Source organism: Streptomyces pristinaespiralis (assembly GCF_001278075.1).
Taxonomy (GTDB): domain Bacteria; phylum Actinomycetota; class Actinomycetes; order Streptomycetales; family Streptomycetaceae; genus Streptomyces; species Streptomyces pristinaespiralis.
In genome coordinates this window covers 5,452,535-5,469,809 of record NZ_CP011340.1, presented here as the reverse complement: position 1 = coordinate 5,469,809, position 17,275 = coordinate 5,452,535, and the positions used below count along the sequence as shown (strand labels likewise).

The 17,275-nt window shown below is 71.2% G+C and carries 16 protein-coding genes and 1 tRNA gene; 7 read left to right on the top strand and 10 right to left on the bottom strand.

Annotated elements, in window-relative coordinates; all coding sequences use genetic code 11:
• Positions 1 to 67 precede the first annotated feature (67 nt).
• From SPRI_RS23295 to glxA, 3 genes are all read left to right on the top strand, one after another.
• Positions 68 to 141, top strand: a tRNA-Lys gene (locus tag SPRI_RS23295).
• A 470-nt stretch (positions 142 to 611) separates the two neighbouring features.
• On the top strand, positions 612 to 2,555 hold the full coding sequence (locus tag SPRI_RS23290; protein WP_005317137.1) for a glycosyltransferase family 2 protein: 1,944 nt from the start codon (positions 612 to 614) through the stop codon (positions 2,553 to 2,555).
• Complete coding sequence (gene glxA, locus SPRI_RS23285) at positions 2,552 to 4,504, top strand: radical copper oxidase GlxA (protein WP_005317135.1); 1,953 nt, start codon at positions 2,552 to 2,554, stop codon at positions 4,502 to 4,504. The genes SPRI_RS23290 and glxA overlap by 4 nt, the downstream gene beginning before the upstream one ends.
• Positions 4,505 to 4,569: 65 nt before the next feature.
• Here glxA and SPRI_RS23280 read toward each other — a convergent pair whose 3' ends face one another.
• The 6 genes from SPRI_RS23280 to SPRI_RS23255 all read right to left on the bottom strand — a co-directional run bounded on the left by SPRI_RS23280 (position 4,570) and on the right by SPRI_RS23255 (position 10,390).
• Complete coding sequence (locus SPRI_RS23280) at positions 4,570 to 5,589, bottom strand: glycoside hydrolase family 6 protein (protein WP_037776775.1); 1,020 nt, start codon at positions 5,587 to 5,589, stop codon at positions 4,570 to 4,572.
• Positions 5,590 to 5,763: 174 nt separating this feature from the next.
• The gene (locus SPRI_RS23275; protein ID WP_053557260.1) at positions 5,764 to 6,459 is read right to left on the bottom strand and encodes a class F sortase; all 696 of its coding nucleotides are present in this window, start codon (positions 6,457 to 6,459) and stop codon (positions 5,764 to 5,766) included.
• A 2-nt stretch (positions 6,460 to 6,461) separates the two neighbouring features.
• Positions 6,462 to 7,115: a hypothetical protein gene (locus tag SPRI_RS23270; protein WP_238996247.1), complete on the bottom strand. Its 654-nt coding sequence runs from the start codon at positions 7,113 to 7,115 to the stop codon at positions 6,462 to 6,464.
• A 106-nt stretch (positions 7,116 to 7,221) separates the two neighbouring features.
• Positions 7,222 to 8,001, bottom strand: a complete 780-nt coding sequence (locus SPRI_RS23265; RefSeq protein WP_005317128.1) for an HAD-IIA family hydrolase — start codon at positions 7,999 to 8,001, stop codon at positions 7,222 to 7,224.
• Positions 8,002 to 8,197: 196 nt separating this feature from the next.
• Entirely contained in the window at positions 8,198 to 9,091 is an 894-nt protein-coding gene (locus SPRI_RS23260) for a hypothetical protein (RefSeq protein WP_005317125.1), read from the bottom strand.
• A gap of 132 nt (positions 9,092 to 9,223) precedes the next feature.
• Positions 9,224 to 10,390, bottom strand: a complete 1,167-nt coding sequence (locus SPRI_RS23255; protein ID WP_078535339.1) for an ROK family transcriptional regulator — start codon at positions 10,388 to 10,390, stop codon at positions 9,224 to 9,226.
• A 68-nt stretch (positions 10,391 to 10,458) separates the two neighbouring features.
• On the opposite strand from SPRI_RS23255, the gene SPRI_RS23250 reads away from it, so the two are divergent.
• Both SPRI_RS23250 and SPRI_RS23245 read left to right on the top strand, forming a co-directional pair.
• Positions 10,459 to 11,550: a Gfo/Idh/MocA family oxidoreductase gene (locus SPRI_RS23250; RefSeq protein ID WP_037774570.1), complete on the top strand. Its 1,092-nt coding sequence runs from the start codon at positions 10,459 to 10,461 to the stop codon at positions 11,548 to 11,550.
• On the top strand, positions 11,547 to 12,035 hold the full coding sequence (locus SPRI_RS23245; RefSeq protein WP_005317118.1) for a heme-degrading domain-containing protein: 489 nt from the start codon (positions 11,547 to 11,549) through the stop codon (positions 12,033 to 12,035). The genes SPRI_RS23250 and SPRI_RS23245 overlap by 4 nt, the downstream gene beginning before the upstream one ends.
• A 99-nt stretch (positions 12,036 to 12,134) precedes the next feature.
• Here the strand turns inward: SPRI_RS23245 and SPRI_RS23240 are convergent, their stop codons facing one another.
• Positions 12,135 to 12,992 carry a fumarylacetoacetate hydrolase family protein gene (locus SPRI_RS23240; protein ID WP_005317116.1) on the bottom strand — a complete coding sequence of 286 codons (858 nt, stop codon included), beginning with the start codon at positions 12,990 to 12,992 and terminating at the stop codon, positions 12,135 to 12,137.
• Between the two features lie 295 nt (positions 12,993 to 13,287).
• Between SPRI_RS23240 and SPRI_RS23235 the strand changes: the two genes are divergently transcribed.
• Complete coding sequence (locus SPRI_RS23235; protein WP_005317113.1) at positions 13,288 to 13,623, top strand: YnfA family protein; 336 nt, start codon at positions 13,288 to 13,290, stop codon at positions 13,621 to 13,623.
• A gap of 62 nt (positions 13,624 to 13,685) precedes the next feature.
• Here SPRI_RS23235 and SPRI_RS23230 read toward each other — a convergent pair whose 3' ends face one another.
• Positions 13,686 to 14,423: a YidC/Oxa1 family membrane protein insertase gene (locus tag SPRI_RS23230; RefSeq protein ID WP_005317111.1), complete on the bottom strand. Its 738-nt coding sequence runs from the start codon at positions 14,421 to 14,423 to the stop codon at positions 13,686 to 13,688.
• A gap of 91 nt (positions 14,424 to 14,514) precedes the next feature.
• Positions 14,515 to 14,832, bottom strand: coding sequence for a DUF6412 domain-containing protein (locus tag SPRI_RS23225; RefSeq protein ID WP_037774568.1), 318 nt, complete (start codon positions 14,830 to 14,832; stop codon positions 14,515 to 14,517).
• A gap of 315 nt (positions 14,833 to 15,147) precedes the next feature.
• Between SPRI_RS23225 and SPRI_RS23220 the strand changes: the two genes are divergently transcribed.
• Positions 15,148 to 16,239 carry a sugar ABC transporter substrate-binding protein gene (locus SPRI_RS23220; protein WP_053557259.1) on the top strand — a complete coding sequence of 364 codons (1,092 nt, stop codon included), beginning with the start codon at positions 15,148 to 15,150 and terminating at the stop codon, positions 16,237 to 16,239.
• A gap of 120 nt (positions 16,240 to 16,359) precedes the next feature.
• Here the strand turns inward: SPRI_RS23220 and SPRI_RS23215 are convergent, their stop codons facing one another.
• Positions 16,360 to 17,070, bottom strand: a complete 711-nt coding sequence (locus tag SPRI_RS23215; protein ID WP_053557258.1) for a class E sortase — start codon at positions 17,068 to 17,070, stop codon at positions 16,360 to 16,362.
• Between the last annotated feature and the right edge of the window lie 205 nt (positions 17,071 to 17,275).

The window sequence follows — 17,275 nt, the reverse complement described above, 5'->3', positions numbered from 1 at the left end:
TTCGCGACGGCCAGGGTGGCGGCACGGAGCACTGCCGGAGTTCCGGTAGAGTTCTCCAGGTCAGCAGGCGCCGCTAGCTCAGTTGGTTAGAGCAGCTGACTCTTAATCAGCGGGTCCGGGGTTCGAGTCCCTGGCGGCGCACGCGAAACCGAGGCCCCCTCGCCACTGGCGAGGGGGCCTCGGCCGTACCCCGACACACACCCCCGACCTCCGTACGATCATTTCCGGCCAATGCCTACCGGTCGGAAACCTGCGATCCGAGACGGTTCCAAATCGCGCATACGACCGGTTAACGGCCCGTTTCGCCCTTGCGATCATGACCGGGCTCCGAGAACCTATGGGGCGGCCGGTCACTCAATTGAACGTCTGTTTCGGGCAGTTGGGGGCGGTTTCGGGGGCTGTTGCCGGCGTGGAGGGCAAGGGACGGGGGCCCCGTAACGGCCGGAACACGCGACGGGCATCATGCAACCGAAGGGTGACCGTTTCATGTCTGTAGGGACGGTGGCCAGCCACCACCGACACGCCTGGGACAGCAGGTACAGGGGATCCTGCGGCCCAGGTGACACGACCGACCACAGCACGCGCTGACCCCGCGTGCGGGGGGATGATCAATGACGTCGACTCCGGACGGCACCGGGCAGCCGGAAGACTCCTCGCGGACCACCCAGCTACGGGTGCCCGCGCATCTGCGTGCCGCCACCGCGCGGCTGCGCCCCAAGAAGGCGCTGCCGCGCTACGACTACGAGCACTACAGCCGGCTGGCGGGCCCCCTCACGCAGCCCGACCCCAACCGGCCGTACAAGGTCCGCTACCGCTCGCTGCTCTCGCAGGAACCCCACCGGATACGTGCCGCGCTACTGCTCGGTGCCGCGCCGCTGCTGTCGCTGGGCCTGTTCGCCTGGCTGATGCAGCCGCAGCACTGGACCGACCGCGACCCGAACCTCAAGAACGACCTGCTGCTCGCCCTCGACATCGTCATGCTCGTCTCGATCGGACTGATCGAGCTGTTCCGGACGATGAACGTGCTGTCCAACGCCCACGCCACGCTGGTGGCCCGCGACCCGGTGCCGGTGGTGCCGGAGTCGGGCACCCGCGTCGCCTTCCTCACCTCCTTCGTGCCGGGCAAGGAACCCCTGGAGATGGTGACGAAGACCCTCGAGGCGGCGGTGAAGATCCGGCACCGGGGTCTGATGCACGTCTGGCTGCTCGACGAGGGCGACGACCCCGCCGTCAAGGAGGTCTGCGCCCGTCTCGGTGTCCACCACTTCTCCCGCAAGGGCGTCGCCCGGTGGAACCAGGAGAAGGGCGCGCACCGGGCGAAGACCAAGCACGGCAACTACAACGCCTGGCTCGAGGCGCACGGCGGCAACTACGACTTCTTCGCCTCCGTCGACACCGACCACGTCCCGCTGCCCAACTACCTGGAGCGGATGCTCGGCTACTTCCGCGACCCGGACGTCGGCTTCGTCATCGGCCCGCAGGTCTACGGCAACTACGACACCTTCGTCACCAAGGCCGCCGAGTCGCAGCAGTTCCTCTTCCACGCCCTGATCCAGCGCGCGGGCAACCGCTACGGCGCCCCGATGTTCGTCGGCACCTCCAACGCCGTACGTATCAGGGCGATCAAGCAGATCGGCGGCCTGTACGACTCGATCACCGAGGACATGGCCACCGGCTTCGAGATGCACCGCGCCACCAACCCGGCCACCGGCAACAAGTGGCGCTCGGTCTACACGCCCGACGTACTGGCCGTCGGCGAGGGCCCCACGGCCTGGACCGACTTCTTCACCCAGCAGCTGCGCTGGTCCCGGGGCACGTACGAGACGATCCTCAAGCAGTACTGGAAGGGCTTCGGCACGCTGCCGCCCGGCAAGCTCTTCAACTACACGATGATGATCATCTTCTATCCGATGTCCGCCCTCAACTGGATCCTCGCGGCCCTGAGCTGCGCGTTGTTCCTGGGCATGGGCGCCTCCGGTGTGCAGATCGACCCGGCCATCTGGATGATGCTCTACGGCAACGCCTCCGCCCTCCAGATCGGCCTGTACATCTGGAACCGCCGGCACAACGTGTCGCCGCACGAGCCCGAGGGCTCCGGCGGCCTCGCCGGCATGGTGATGTCGGCGCTGTCCGCCCCCGTCTACGCCCGGTCGCTGATGGACGCCGTGCTGCGGCGCAAGAGCCGGTTCGTGGTGACGCCCAAGGGTGACTCCTCCAGTCCCGACACCCTGTTCGGCACGTTCCGCATCCACCTGTTCTTCATCGCGGTCTTCGGGGGCTCCCTCGCGTCGTCGTTCTGGTTCGGGCACAACCATCCGGCGATGATCACCTGGGCGTCGCTGGCGCTGCTGATCACGGCCGCGCCCATCTTCGCCTGGCGGTACGGGATCGCCGCCGAGAAGAAGAAGCGCAGGAGACGGCACGCGGGGGACGGGCCGGGCTCCGGCGGCCCTCATGTGCCGCAGCAGCGGCCGCGCTTCGCGGACCCCCGACCAGGTCCCGAAGCCGCCACGGACCAGACCATGCAGATCGCCCTTGGGGGACGTAAGAAATGAGCACGATGCCCGCGCGGCCGAACCACCGCAAGAACCGCGCCCGCCGAATAGCCATAGGCGCGGCGGTGATCGTGGTGGTCGCCGGGTTCAACGGACCCGCCATCTGGCGCTTCGGCTCCGAGCAGTACCACGACTACAAGATCAACAAGCCGGAGTACAAGGCGGCGAACGGCCACTGGGACTTCCTCGACGTCCCCTCCGAGTACAGGATCAACACCATCCACGCCGCGCTGCTGCACACCGGCAAGGTGCTGCTGATCGCCGGTTCCGGCAACAACCAGAAGAACTTCGACGCCAAGAAGTTCGAGTCGGTGCTGTGGGACCCACAGACGGACACGTTCAAGAAGATCCCCACCCCCAAGGACATGTTCTGCGCCGGGCACACCCAGCTGCCCGACGGCAAGCTGCTGGTGGCCGGCGGCACCAAGCGGTACGAGAAGCTCCAGGGCGACGTCACCAAGGCCGGCGGCCTGATGATCGTCCACAACGAGGACCCGGACGCGCCCAAGACCCTGCCGGCGGGCACCAAGTTCACCGGGAAGAAGAACGGGAAGACGTTCGTCTCCAAGGACCCGGTCCTGGTGGAGAAGGCGAAGAAGGTCTTCGATCCCAAGACCGGCCGCTTCCTGCGCACCGAGGCGGGCCTCGGCCGCATCTACGTCGAGGCCGAGCAGTCGGGCAAGCAGTACGAGACCGGCACAGAGGACAACTACCGCGTGCAGGGCCTCAAGGGCTCCGACGCGCGCAACGTCTACGGCATCGCCCAGAAACTCGCCCTCGACAAGAAGGACTTCCAGGGAATCAAGGAGGCCTTCGAGTTCGACCCGGTCGCGGAGAAGTACGTCCCCGTCGACCCCATGAACGAGGCCCGCTGGTACCCCACGCTGACCACTCTCGAGGACGGCAGGGTCCTCTCGCTCTCCGGCCTCGACGAGATCGGGCAGATCGTCCCCGGCAAGGACGAGATCTACGACCCGAAGACGAAGACCTGGGAGTACACCGGGGTCATCAGGAAGTTCCCCACCTACCCGGCGATCTTCCTGATGGACAACGGCAAGCTGTTCTACTCCGGCTCCAACGCCGGTTACGGGCCCGCGGACGTGGGCCGTGACCCGGGCGTCTGGGACCTGGACACCAACAAATTCACCAAGATCCCCGGTCTGTCGGACCCCGACCGGATGGAGACGTCCGCAACCGTCATGCTGCCGCCCGCCCAGGACCAGAAGTTCATGGTCATCGGCGGCGGCGGGGTCGGCGAGTCGGAGAAGTCGAGCGAGAAGTCCCGGCTGGTCGACCTGAAGGCCGACAACCCCCGCTTCAAGGACGGACCCTCGCTGGACAAGGGCACCCGCTACCCGAGCGCCTCGCTGCTGCCCGACGACTCCGTGCTCATCACCGGCGGCTCCGAGGACTACCGGGGCCGCGGCGGCTCCGACGTGCTCCAGGCCCGGATGTACGAGCCCGGCACGCAGACGTACAAGCGCGTCGCCGACCCGGCCGTGGGCCGCAACTACCACTCCGGCTCCGTGCTGCTGCCCGACGGGCGGGTCATGATCTTCGGATCCGACTCGCTCTTCTCCGACAAGGCCAACACCAGGCCGGGCGTCTTCGAGCAGCGCATCGAGATCTACACCCCGCCCTACCTCTACCGCGACACCAGGCCCGAGGTGACCGGCGGGCCGAAGACGGTCCAACGCGGCGACACGGGCACGTTCGAGGTCAGGAGCGAGAAGGCGCTGAAGACGGCGAAGCTGATGCGGCCGAGTGCGGTCACGCACGTCACCGACGTCGACCAGCGCTCGATCGCACTGGAGATGAAGAAGACCGCGGACGGCGTGGAGATCACCGTGCCCCGGAACAGGGCCCTGGTGCCGTCCGGTTACTACATGTTCTTCGTGACGGACGAGGCGGGCACACCGTCGAAGGCGGTGTGGGTCGAGGTCCCGTGACGGGGTAGCCGGTCACGGGAAGGGCCCGGCAGCGCGTCCCCTGCTGCCGGGCCCTTCCCGTGCCTCTACTTGGTGTTCCGGGCCAGGTCCAGCGCGTACTCGGGCCACCAGTCGCCCGCCTTGGGGCCGCCCTTGCAGTCACCGTCGGACTCGCCGGGGCGCTTGACCCACAGGTAGGCGTCGACGAGCGGGTCCCCGGTTCTGGTGGTCGGCGGCTCGCCCAGCGCGCGGCCGGGCGGGTTGCACCAGTTCTCCGCCGGATCGCCCTCCGTGTAGGGGCCGTTGCCGTTGCGGCTGGTGTCGATGACGAAGTGCTTCCCGCCGAACTTCTCCGAGAGCTTCCTGCCGAACTGCTTGCTGGCGTCCGTCGGGTAGAAGTTGGAGACGTTCACCGCGAAACCGTCGGCCTGCTCCGCCCCGGCCCGCTTCAGCGGGTCGTACAGCGCGTCCGGGTTGGACCAGCCCGCGTTGCCGGCGTCCAGGTACACCTTCGTCCCCGGCTGCCGCTTCAGCCTTTCCACCGCCCCCTTGAGCAGGTCGTACCGCTCCTCGTGGAACTCCTGCGGCGTGCAGCTGTCCACCAGGTGCAGCACCGCGTCCGGCTCGAGGATCACCGTGGCACGCCGGTCTCCGATGCCCTTGGCCACGCTGTCGACCCATGCCCGGTAGGCGTTCCCGTCGGCGGCGCCGCCCTTGGAGAACTGGCCGCAGTCGCGGTGCGGGATGTTGTAGAGGACGAGCACGGCGTCCCGGTCGGCCTTCGCGGCCGCCTCGGTGATGCCTTCGGCCTCCGCCTCCGGGTCGTCCGGGCCGATCCATTCACCGGCCGGCTGCTGCGCGATCTTCGTGATCAGCTCGGCGTTCCGCGTCTCGCCGTTCTCGCGGTAGGCGGCGACCTGCCGGGCCGCCTTGCCGTCCGGGTTGACCCAGAACGGGTCTTCGCCCTTGGGCTGCTGGCTGACGACCGGCCGGTCGTCCTTGCCGCCGTCGCCGTCGGAGGAACAGCCCGCCGTCAGCAGCACCGCTCCCGCGGCGGCCAGGCACGCGCCCGTCCGGGCACCCAGGCCGACCAAACTGCGGTACATCCACTCCCCCTTGGTGCACAGTTCGTACGGTCCGGCCCTGTGGGTCCCCCCGGACAGGACCGGTCGATCCATCCTGGCACACACGGGACGGCGGTCCGTGGGTCCGCCCGGTCCTCGTCGGCATACCGTGACGACCGCTCCGGCACGAGCCGCCGGCCGCGCCCGAGCGGCCCGTCAGGCCGCCAGGACGCCGGTCAGGTACGCGTACACGACCACGTTCGCCGTGTAGGTGCCGGCATCACGGTCGAAGGTGCCGCCGCAGGTGATGAGGCGCAGCTCGGCACGGCCCTCCTGCCGGGGGCCGTAGACCTTCTGCGGGTCGAACCGGTCGCGGGAGAAGACTTTGATGTCGTCGATGGTGAACTCCGCGACGGAACCGTCGGCCCGGGTCACCTCGATCTTCTCGCCCGGCCGGGCGGCGCTCAGCCCGTAGAACACGGCGGGCTGCGTCTTCGTGTCGACGTGCCCGACGAGCAGCGCGGCGCCGGGCTCCCCGGGTTCGGTGCCGCCGCCGTACCAGCCCACGGTCTGCGGGGAGTCCAAGGGGGGCGGGTCGACCGCTCCGGCGGCGTCGAGGCCACGGGGGACGACGGGCGCGGCGATGCCGACGGCGGGAACGGACACCCGGCGCGGCTCCGCGGCGTCGATCGGCCGGTGCGCGGCGGGCATCGGGACGCCGGGCGGGCGGCCCACCGCGGCGATGTCACCGGTGGTCGGGGCCGAGCTGCCGAGGTGCGCGCCCGGGGCCTCGCTCCCCCACATCCACAGGCCGAGGACCAGGACCGCCCAGGCGACTCCGGTGACCAGCCGGCCGTTGCCGGTGGCTTCGGCGGGGACAGCCGAGGGGGCGGGACGATCGGTGCCGGACATGACTAGTCGGCGCCCGTCCGCCGGCGGCGGCGGGCGCTGCGGAGTGCGACGGCGACAGCGGCCACGCCCGCGAGGGCGAGGCCGATGACGGTCTGCGGTGTGCTGGGACCGGCGTCGTCCGTGTCGACGGTCGAGACCGGGGCGGCGAGCACGGCGGTGCCGCCTCCGCCCGCCCGTACGGGGGCGACGGGTGATTCGTGGGGCCGTGACGCGCTCGGGGAGGGGCGGTCCGGCGGTTCCTCGTGCCCGGGGGTGTGCGACGGCCTCGGCCGGGACGGATGCGAGGGTTTCGACGGCTGCGACGGGCGGGCCGAGTGCGACGGCTCGTGCGGGTGGCCCTCGACCCGGACGCTGCCCGCGTGGCGGTGGTCGCGGAGGTCGCAGGTGACCCGCAGGGCGTAGGTACCGGGCTCGGCGTCGGCTCTGACCTTCGCCGTGCCGGTCAGCCATCCGTGCCCGCCTCTCGCCGACAGTTCGGCGTCCGCGACGAAGGCGGCGGACCGGGCGGCGCCGGATCTGTCCCGGCACCCCACGACGCGGATCTCGACCTTGCCGCCCGGCGCGGAGGCGGCCGGGTTCACCGTGGCCTTCACGGAGTTACCGGCGAATGCGGCGGTGGCGGGCGCCATGACCAGCACGGCGGCCACCCCCGCCACACGGAATGCTATGGAACCAGTACGCATCGTGACCTCCTGATACAGCCAGAGTCACGCGTCCGGGTCGTTTCCGCATCCGCAGGGCCGGCCGCCGCCGCCGACCTGCTCAGATGCGGTCGACGAGATCCGCGATCGAGTCGACGACCTTGGAGGGCCGGAACGGGTACCGGTCGACGAGTGCGGGGGTCGTGGAGCCGGTGAGCACGAGGAAGGTCTGCATCCCGGCCTCGAGCCCGGCGAGCACGTCGGTGTCCATCCGGTCGCCGATCATCGCGCTGGTCTCGGAGTGTGCGCCGATGGCGTTCAGGCCGGTCCGCATCATCAGCGGGTTGGGCTTCCCCGCGAAGTACGGGTCCTTGCCCGTCGCCTTGGTGATCAGCGCGGCGACGGAGCCGGTCGCGGGGAGCGGCCCCTCCGCGGAGGGGCCGGTGTTGTCGGGGTTGGTGCAGATGAACCGGGCGCCGGCGTTGATCAGCCGGATCGCCTTGGTCAGCGACTCGAAGCTGTAGGTGCGGGTCTCGCCGAGCACCACGTAGTCGGGGTCGTGGTCGGTGAGGATGTAGCCGATGTCGTGGAGGGCCGTGGTCAGTCCGGCCTCCCCGATGACGTAGGCGGTGCCGCCCGGCCGCTGGTCGTCGAGGAACTGCGCGGTGGCCAGGGCCGAGGTCCAGATGTTCTCCACCGGCACGTCGAGGCCCATACGGGCCAGGCGGGCGTGCAGGTCGCGCGCTGTGTAGATGGAGTTGTTGGTGAGCACCAGGAACGGCTTCCCGGTCTCCCGCAGCTTCTTGATGAAAGCGTCGGCGCCGGGAATCGGGACGCCCTCATGGATGAGGACACCGTCCATGTCGGTGAGCCAGGATTCGATCGGCTTGCGCTCTGCCATCAGACGGACTCCTGCCGGTGCATGTATGCGTGCTGGGGCGCCGCGACTGCGCTGTGGCGACGCCCCAAGACTAATCAGGATGTCTGGATCTTCACCCGGCCGGGCAGATGTCCGTCCCTGTCGGTCGTCCGCCGCCGTCCGTCTTGCCTCGACGCTGGGCGGAAGGGCGTCGGCGCGGTACGCGCGCCCGGCCGGGTCAGCGCCTGCGCGGCCGCGCGCGCCGGTGGCGGGTGAGGAGCGCCAGGGCTCCGGCGCCCAGCAGGATCGCGCCGCCGACCCCGACGCCGATCCGGGTGAGCGGTCCGGACCCGGTGGTGGCGAGCTGGCCGGACCGGCTCGGTGACGCACTGACGGGCGTGACCTCGGCACGCGACCCGCTGGGTGACGGGTCCGCGGTGGGCCGGGCGGGGGTGGGCTCGGAGGACGGGTCCCCCTCCCCCGCCACGACGGTGAAGCGGTATTCCCCCGACTCGCCCACCCAGTCGCCGTCGTCCCCCTTGCGCTGTACGACGGCGGCGTTGACGGTGACCGTGTTCGAGGGCGTACCGGCGGCGAGCGAGAGCCTCGTCCGCACGGTGACCGTCCCGCCGGCCGGTACGGCGAAGCCCTGGAAGCCGTCGAAGACGCCCACGATCTCGTCCTCCGTTGTCTCCTCGAGCACGACCGGGCGCCAGCGGTCCGCGTCCTCGTCGTGGAACTCGAGGGTGACGCGGTCCTCGGTGAGCCCCCGGTCCTGGGCGGTGAGGACGATGACCGGATGGATCCGGTGGCAGGTCTCGCGCGTGGTGTTGGTGAGGTCCACCGACCAGGGGTGGAAGCCGGAACCGGACCGGACGGTCGTGGGACCACCGTGGATACGGGTCCTGATCGGGAACGCCGGGTCGGAGTCCTTGCCACAGGTGGGGGCACGGTCGGCGGGCCGGTCGCCGGACCGGTCCTCGGCCGGCGCGGCGGACGCGGACGGCGCGGCGAACGTGGCGGGGACCGGTGGGCGGGGGGTGCGGGCGGCGATGGCGGCGGAGCCGCTGATCAGCGCGGACGCGATCAGCGCCGCGGCGGCTCCGAGGGCGAGGGCGTTGCGCGTTCGCATGAGAGGCAGGCCTTTGCTTGCTCGCGTACTGCCGGGATCGCCCGGGCGTGGCCCGGGACCGTGCCATGTGTGCCCGCCGGCACGGGCACGGCGGGCCCCGTACGGCCGATCAGCGGCTGAACGCCCCTCCTGTCAGCGTATTTCCGGCGCCGGACGATTGGCCTGCGGCTCCTCCTGGGACGCAGCGGCCGGGGACACCGCCTCCGACCGGCCGAAGAGCGGTGCGAGCACGAGCTGGGCGGCGCCGTCGGCGACGATCTGCTCGCCGCCCTCCGCGGCGGCCGCCACCGGGACATCGGTGCGCGCGGCGAGCACCGCACGCACGCCCCCTACGAACTCGTCCGCCGCGTCGTCGATCACACGGCCGCCGAGGAGGACCCGCTCGATGTCGAGCAGTTCCACGAGGTTGGTGGCGCCGACGCCGAGGAGGCGGGCGGCCCCCTCGATGTCGCCACGGGCGACCGCTTCCAGGCAGAGCACCTCGATGCAGCCGCGTCTGCCGCAGGTGCATTCGGGTCCGTCGAGCTGGATCACCTGGTGGCCGAACTCTCCGGCGTCGGTGCGTGCGCCCCGGTAGAGCACGCCGCCGAGGACCAGTCCGGCGCCGAGCCCGGTGCCGAGGTGGAGGTAGGCGAAGGAATCGCCGGGGCCGCGCAGGGCGATCCCGAGGGCGGCGGCGTTGGTGTCCTTGTCGAGGACGACGGGCAGCCCGAGACGTCCCGCGAGCACGTCGCGCAGCGGAAAGCCCTCCCACTGGGGGTATCCGGTGACTCGCTGGGTCACGCCGTTGAAGTGGTCGAGCGGCCCCGGCATGGCGACGCCGACCCCGAGCACCCGCAGTCCGGCATCGCCGAGGACGGGACCGGCCGGTCCGGCCGGGTCCGCGTCCGCCAGCAGGACGCCGACCTCGGCCACCGTCTTCGCGACGACCGCCTCCGTGCCGGCGCCGAGGTCCAGCGGGACCCTCCGGCCGGCGACACGGGTGCCCGCGAGGTCGAGGAGGACCACGGTGAGTTCGTCGCGGTCCAGATGGACGCCCAGCGCGTACCCCGCGGAGGGCACCAGCCGCAGCACCGTCCGCGGTTTGCCCCCGGTCGACGCGCGCTGGCCCGCCTCCGCGACCGTGCCCTCCTCGCGCAGACGGGCGACAATCTTGCTGACGGCCTGGGGCGTGAGCCCCGTGCCCTCGGCCAGTTCGAGCCTGCTGATGCCGCCCTCGCCGGCTGTCCGCAGCAGATCGAGGACGAGCGCCGCATTGTGGCTGCGCAGCGCGGGCAGATTGGCTCCCACTCCCGCCATGCTCCTGTTCACCCTTCCATTGTCCGCCCCGCTTGCACTTTGGCAACACCGTTGCTTAAGTGGACGGCATGACTGGTACCGGCTCACCCCTCCGCGTCGCCCTCATCGGCTACGGCCTGGCGGGCTCCGTCTTCCACGCCCCGCTGATCGCCGCGACGGAGGGACTCGTCCTCGACACGGTCGTCACCTCCAGCCCCGAGCGGCAGGAGCAGGCCCGCGCCCGGTTCCCCGGCGTCCGCGTCGAGGCGTCACCGGACCGTCTGTGGGCGCGCGCCGACGAGCTCGACCTGATGGTCGTCGCCACCCCGAACAAGACCCACGTCCCGCTCGCCCGCGCCGCGCTCGAGGCGGGTACCGCGGTCGTCGTCGACAAGCCCATCGCCGGTACGGCCACCGAGGCACGGGCGCTGGCCGCGCTCGCCGCCGAACGCGGCCTGGTGCTCTCCGTCTTCCAGAACCGCCGCTGGGACAACGACTTCCTGACCCTGCGGGGGCTCGTCGAGGCCGGCGAGCTCGGTGAGGTGCAGCGCTTCGAGTCCCGTTTCGAGCGCTGGCGCCCGCAGCTCAAGGGCGGCTGGCGCGAGTCGGGCGACCCGCAGGAGATCGGCGGCCTCCTCTACGACCTGGGCAGCCACGTCGTCGACCAGGCGCTGACCCTCTTCGGCCCGGCGGCGCGGGTGTACGCGGAGTCCGACGTGCGCCGCCCCGGCGCCAGGGCCGACGACGACACGTTCATCGCGATCACACACGCGAACGGCGTCCGCTCGCATCTGTACGTCAGCGCCACGACCGCGCAGCTCGGCCCTCGATTCCGGGTTCTGGGCAGCGAAGGCGGGTACGTGAAGTACGGCCTGGACCCGCAGGAGGACGCGCTGCGCGCCGGCCGCCGTCCTGACGACGGCGAGCCGTGGGGCGTGGAGCCGGAGTCGATGTGGGGCCGGGTCGGTGCGGGAGAGTCGCCGCTGACGGGCGGGGGCGCTCCCGTGGAGACAGTGCCGGGCGACTACCCCGCGTACTACGCGGCGGTCGCCGCCGCGGTGCGCGACAAGGCCGCTCCGCCGGTCACCGCGGAGGAGGCCGCGGCCGCTCTGGACGTACTGGAGGCCGCCCGCCGTTCCGCTCGTGAAGGGATCACCGTCACCGTGGAGGTCACCGCATGAACACGGACACGATGAAGCCGGTCCCCCACCTCACCGTCGACGAGATCGTCCAGCAGGAGCGGCGGCTCACGCTGCGCCGGTTCACGCACTCCGACGCATGGGCGCTCGGCAGCATGCTGGTCGAGATGGCGCACCTGCGCGAGGCGCCGGTCGCCATCGACATCCGCCGCGGGGCACAGCAGCTGTTCCACGCCGCGCTGCCGGGCTCGAGCGCCGACAACGACGCGTGGATCGACCGCAAGCGGCGGGTCGTGGAACGCTACGGCGAGAGTTCGTACCTGGTCGGGGCACGCCACCGCGCCAAGGGCACCACGTTCGAGGAGTCCTCACGGCTGGACCCGGACCTGTACGCGGCGCACGGCGGATCCTTCCCGATCACGGTCGTCGGAGCGGGTGTCGTCGGCTCCGTGACGGTCTCGGGTCTGCCGCAGGCGGAGGACCACGCGATGGTGGTCGAGGCGCTGGAGCGCTTCATCGCCAGGTGACACCGCCTTCGCATCCGTGCGGTGCGGCGGGTGCGGTCCGAGCCGCGTCCGCCGCACCGCACGCCCCCCGTCGCGGGCGTGCGGACGCGGCGTGCGGGCTCAGGCGTCCTTGAGCTCCTGGCGCTGGCGGCCGAGGCCGTCGATCTCGAGCTCGACCACGTCCCCGGCGCGCAGGAACGGCTTCGGCTCGGGCTGTCCGAGCGCGACCCCCGCCGGCGTACCGGTGTTGATGACGTCGCCCGGGTACAGGGCCATGAACCGGCTGACGTAACGGACGACGTCGGCGACCGGGAAGATCTGGTCCGCGGTCGTACCGTTCTGCTTGAGCTCCCCGTTGACCCACAGCCGCAGTCCCAGGGCCTGCGGGTCCGGCACCTCGTCGGGGGTCACGAGCCACGGCCCCAGCGGGTTGAACGTCTCGCAGTTCTTGCCCTTGTCCCAGGTGCCGCCGCGCTCGATCTGGAACTCGCGCTCCGACACGTCATGAGCGACCGCGTAGCCGGCGACGTACGAGAGCGGGTCCTCGTCCGGCTCGATGTAGCGGGCCGTACGTCCGATGACCACCGCGAGCTCGACCTCCCAGTCGGTCTTGCGGCTGCCGCGGGGCACGAGCACGGTGTCGTCCGGTCCGACGACGGTGTCGGCGGCCTTGAAGAAGACGACCGGCTCCGCCGGGGGTTCGGCCCCGGTCTCCGCGGCGTGGTCGTGGTAGTTCAGCCCGATGCACACGACCTTTCCGATCCGGCCCACCGGCGGCCCGATGCGGAGCCCGGCCGCGTCGAGTACGGGCAGGTCACCGGCTTCGGCCGCGGTCCTGATCCGGTCGAGGGCGGCGGCGTCGGCGAGCAGCGCCCCGTCGATGTCCGTGACGAGACCGGACAGGTCGCGAAGCGTCCCGTCCTGGTCGAGCAGCGCGGGACGCTCGGCGCCCGCCGTGCCGACACGCAGCAACTTCATGGTCAGTCTCCCCTGGTCGAGTGCGAGCCCGGCCCGACAGGTGCGGCCATCGGAGGATCGGAGGATTGGCTGATCCTCCAAGACATCCGACCACCCTGCAAGACCCTGTTCACAACCTGGACCCTTACCGATGGGTAGGGACTCCGGCCGTTCGGGGCTGCCGGCTCCCGTGCGGGGCGCCGGACCGGCCCGGGTGCCGTGCCCCGCACGCGCCCGGGCACGGGGCGCCACCGCGGCGCAGGGGCGCGACCCCACCCGGCGCGGGGCGCCGCCCCGCCCCGCTAGGGTCGTCGCCATGTCCGTCGCACGCTCGGTCGCCCTCTTCCTCGCCGCGGCCTTCCTCGAGATCGGCGGGGCCTGGCTCGTCTGGCAGGGCCTTCGTGAACACCGGGGGCTGCTCTGGGTCGGCGGCGGGGTGGTCGCGCTCGGCCTGTACGGCGTCGTCGCCACGTTCCAGAGCGACGCGAACTTCGGGCGCATCCTCGCCGCGTACGGCGGTGTCTTCGTCGCCGGTTCCCTCGCCTGGGGCGTGATCGCGGACGGCTACCGGCCCGACCGTTACGACATCGCCGGCGCCTTGATCTGCCTCGCCGGGATGGCCGTCATCATGTACGCGCCGCGCGGCCACTGAATCCCCGGCAGCCGCCCCGCGCCCGCACCCGTTCAGAGCTGCACCACCTCGCCCGCCCCTGATCAGAGCTGCGCCACCGGCATCGGTGTGTCCCGGTAGAGGAACACCCGCTCCACCGCCGTCCAGGTGGTGGAGGTGACGACGTAGAGCGCGGCGGCGAGCGGCACGACCGCGACGGTCGCGAGCGTGAAGAACGACAGCAGCGGCACGACCTTGGTCATCGCCACCATGCCCGGCATCTGTTCGCCGGTCATGGGCGCGGCGGCCATCTGCCGCTTGGTGCGCCGGTAGGTGAAGGTCGCGACGGCGGCGACGATCACGAAGAGAGCGACGTAGACGAGGCCGGCACCGCCGAACATCCCGCCGTCCGCGAGGGCGTCCGTCCAGCGGCCGCCGAGGGGCGCGTCGAACAGCGCGTGGCCGAGGAGTCCGTTCGGCTCGCCCCCGATCTCCGCGTTCGAGAACAGGTGGTACATCAGGAAGAACGCCGGCAGCTGGAGCAGGCTCGGCAGGCACCCTGAGAGCGGCGACACCTTCTCCCGCGCGTACAGCTCCATCGTGGCCTTCTGCAGCCGCTCCGCATCCTTGGCGTTGCTGCCGTACTTGACGCGCAGTTCGGCGAGCTGCGGCGCGAGGCGGGTGCGGGCCTTCTGTCCACGGGCGGCCGCGCGGGAGAGGGGGTGGACGGCGAGGCGTACGAGCGCGGTGAAGGCGATGATCGCGGCAGCGGTGGCGGACGCGGCGAACAGCGGCTCGAGCAGCTCGGCGAGCTGCTCGACCAGGGTGGCGAAAACGGACATGCGTGAGCCCTCCGGGGGTCTCGTCGTGCCGGGAACGAGGACATGACGGCATGACGGCCCGCGCGGGGACTGCGTGGTGGCGTGGTGGTGCCTACAGGGCCGTCAGGAGGGGACGGCCGGGCGCTCGGGGACGCGTACGCCCCCGGGCGTCGGGATCGCGCTGCGAGAGGAACGCGGTGCGTTGCTCACGGTCGCGCAGGGCGGTCCGGATCCGGGTGCGTGGCACGACGGGCGCGCAGCGCGCGCTGATGACGGCGCAGACGACGAGGGCGGATCCGACGGCGGCGGTGGCCGTCGCGGCGAGCGCGAGCGCGGCGGAGATGCTGCCGCCGTCGACGAGCAGGATCTCGACCAGCAGCAGGAGCAGCAGCGCGGCGGGGCGGAGCAGCCGCGCCGTACGACCGGCCATGCGCCCCTCCCTCTGTCGGTGACGGCCGGGACGTGATCGCGCCGGCCTCGCGCACACGGGAAGACGAACAACTCCCTCTCCAGGTTCCCGGCCGGTCACATCAGGGGGGACCTCCGCGGACCCGGGACGGACGGACGGCCCGGACGGACGGCCCCGCCGTCGGCGCCGTCGCAGCTACTTGAACCGTTGATTACACAGAATCACGTTGCGGTCACGTTAACCGTGCGGCTCTTGACGCTTCTCGGCCCACAGAGTTGGCTTTCGGCCACCTTGGCTGCAATTGATGCAGCCTGTCAGGGAGGTTGGATTCAACCAATGAATGCACTTCTGCGTCGCGCCGCCGTCGCAGCCGCCACCGCCGCGATGGTCGTACCGCTCTCCGGCTGTGGGACCACCGAGGAGCCGGGTGTAAGGCTGAGCGATGACATCGTTGTTGGTCTGCTGCTTCCGGAGAACCAGGCCGCTCGCTACGAGCAGTTCGACAAACCGGTCATCGAGGAACGCATAGCCCGCCTCACCAACAGCAAGGGCAAGGTCCTCTACGCCAACGCCAAGCACGACGCCGGTCTGCAGACGCAGCAGCTCGAATCCATGATCGACGAGCAGGTCGACGTGCTCATCGTCGACGCGGTGGACGCCAAGGCCATCGCCGGCGCGATCGAGAAGGCCGACGAGGCCGGCATCCCCGTCGTCGCCTTCGACCGCCTCGCCGAGGGACCGATCGACGGCTACGTCTCGTTCGACAACGAACAGGTCGGCCACATCCAGGGCAAGGCCCTGCTGGAGGCCCTCGGTGACGACGCCAGATCCGGCAAGGTCGTGATGATGAACGGCGCGCTCACGGACCCGAACGCCGCCATGTTCAAGAAGGGCGCCCACACCGAGCTCGACGGCAAGGTCGAGATCGGCCTGGAGTACGACACCAAGGACTGGAAGCCGGAGAACGCCAAGGCCAACATGGACGCGGCGATCGCCACCCTCGGCAAGGACGCCATCACCGGCGTCTACTCGGCCAACGACGGCATGGCAGGCGGCATCATCTCCGCGCTCAAGGGCGCCGGCCTGACCGACCTCCCGCCGGTCACCGGCCAGGACGCGGAACTGGCGGCGGTGCAGCGCATCGTCGCCGGCGATCAGTACATGACGGTCTACAAGCAGTACGCGCCGGAGGCCGCGGCCGCCGCCGAGATGGCCATCCTGCTGGCCAGGAACATGTCCCTCGGAGCCGCAGCGCACACGGACATCGACACCCCGACGGAGAAGTCCGTCCCCACCGTGCGCATCCCGGTCATCGCGCTGACCAAGGAGAACATCAAGGAGACCGTCGTCGCCGACGGCCTCTACACGGTGGAGCAGATCTGCGTCCCCGAGTTCGCGGACGCCTGCGCGGAGCTCGGCCTCACGTAGCGGACCGAGCCGGTACGCCGCGCGGCCCGGGCCTTCACGCCGCGCCGGCCGTGCGGACAAGTGGCGCCCGCCGCGCGGATACGCCGCGTGCCGTTGCGCCGCGTTTCCCCGGACCGGGGGTCAGCGCGGCCGCGTCGAGGCCAGCCGGCCCCACACCACGAGCCGGTACTTCGAGCTGAACTCGGGCGTGCACGTCGTCATCGTCAGGTAGTGCCCCGCCGCGCCGTATCCGGCGGCGGGGCGCACCGCGCTCCGCGGAACGCTCCCGATCACCCCGGTGTCGCCGGGCAGGGTCTTCGTGAGCACCTTGTCCACGGCGTACACGTGGACCGCGTCGCGCGTCTCGATCTCCACCGTGTCGCCGGGGCGGAGCCGGTCGATGCGGCGGAAGGGTTCGCCGTGGGTGTTGCGGTGCCCGGCGACGGCGAAGTTCCCTGGCCTGCCGGGCTGCGCGGTCCGGGGGTAGTGCCCCACGTACCCCTTGTCGAGGACGCCCCGCTTGGCGACGCCCTCGGCGACGGGCGCGACGACGCCGAGGCTGGGGATGCGCAGGACGGCGTACGCCTGGTCGCGGCGGGGAAGGGCCGGCCCGGACCCCGGCCTCGTCCCGTCCGCGGGACCGGGCCCGACCGCGGGCTCTTGGTCCGTCTCCTCCGGCGCCGGCGCCGGGTCCGTACCCGGAGCCTCCCGTTCCCAGCGCCGCTCGAGCGCCTGGACCTGCCGCTCGGCGCCCTGTCCGGCCTGCCGGTTGCTCCACCACAGTTGATGGACGACGAGGAGCAGCACGACGGCACCGAACGTGACGGCCGCCTCCGCCGCGGCCCACAGCACACGGGCGAGCCGTACGCGCCCCTGCCGCCGTCCGCGTACCGGCGACCGGGTCCGGGGCCATGACCGTTGACGGGTCCGCGTCCGGGACCACGACCGTTGACGCTCCCACCGCCTCCGCACGGGCGCAGGGTAGGGCCGCGGCCCTCAACTCACCAGCGTTACGGCCCGCTCGGCGCCGGGCCGCGGCCGTGCCCGGCGCGGAATC

Bases quoted from the DNA above. Each gene is read 5' to 3' on its own strand.
- SPRI_RS23280 (WP_037776775.1), bottom strand. From the start codon at position 5,589: ATGTACCGCAGTTTGGTCGGCCTGGGTGCCCGGACGGGCGCGTGCCTG.
- SPRI_RS23290 (WP_005317137.1), top strand. From the start codon at position 612: ATGACGTCGACTCCGGACGGCACCGGGCAGCCGGAAGACTCCTCGCGG.
- SPRI_RS23225 (WP_037774568.1), bottom strand. From the start codon at position 14,832: ATGGCCGGTCGTACGGCGCGGCTGCTCCGCCCCGCCGCGCTGCTGCTC.
- SPRI_RS23275 (WP_053557260.1), bottom strand. From the start codon at position 6,459: ATGTCCGGCACCGATCGTCCCGCCCCCTCGGCTGTCCCCGCCGAAGCC.
- SPRI_RS23260 (WP_005317125.1), bottom strand. From the start codon at position 9,091: ATGCGAACGCGCAACGCCCTCGCCCTCGGAGCCGCCGCGGCGCTGATC.
- SPRI_RS23245 (WP_005317118.1), top strand. From the start codon at position 11,547: ATGAACACGGACACGATGAAGCCGGTCCCCCACCTCACCGTCGACGAG.
- SPRI_RS23230 (WP_005317111.1), bottom strand. From the start codon at position 14,423: ATGTCCGTTTTCGCCACCCTGGTCGAGCAGCTCGCCGAGCTGCTCGAG.
- glxA (WP_005317135.1), top strand. From the start codon at position 2,552: ATGAGCACGATGCCCGCGCGGCCGAACCACCGCAAGAACCGCGCCCGC.
- SPRI_RS23265 (WP_005317128.1), bottom strand. From the start codon at position 8,001: ATGGCAGAGCGCAAGCCGATCGAATCCTGGCTCACCGACATGGACGGT.
- SPRI_RS23220 (WP_053557259.1), top strand. From the start codon at position 15,148: ATGAATGCACTTCTGCGTCGCGCCGCCGTCGCAGCCGCCACCGCCGCG.
- SPRI_RS23255 (WP_078535339.1), bottom strand. From the start codon at position 10,390: ATGGCGGGAGTGGGAGCCAATCTGCCCGCGCTGCGCAGCCACAATGCG.
- SPRI_RS23235 (WP_005317113.1), top strand. From the start codon at position 13,288: ATGTCCGTCGCACGCTCGGTCGCCCTCTTCCTCGCCGCGGCCTTCCTC.
- SPRI_RS23250 (WP_037774570.1), top strand. From the start codon at position 10,459: ATGACTGGTACCGGCTCACCCCTCCGCGTCGCCCTCATCGGCTACGGC.
- SPRI_RS23240 (WP_005317116.1), bottom strand. From the start codon at position 12,992: ATGAAGTTGCTGCGTGTCGGCACGGCGGGCGCCGAGCGTCCCGCGCTG.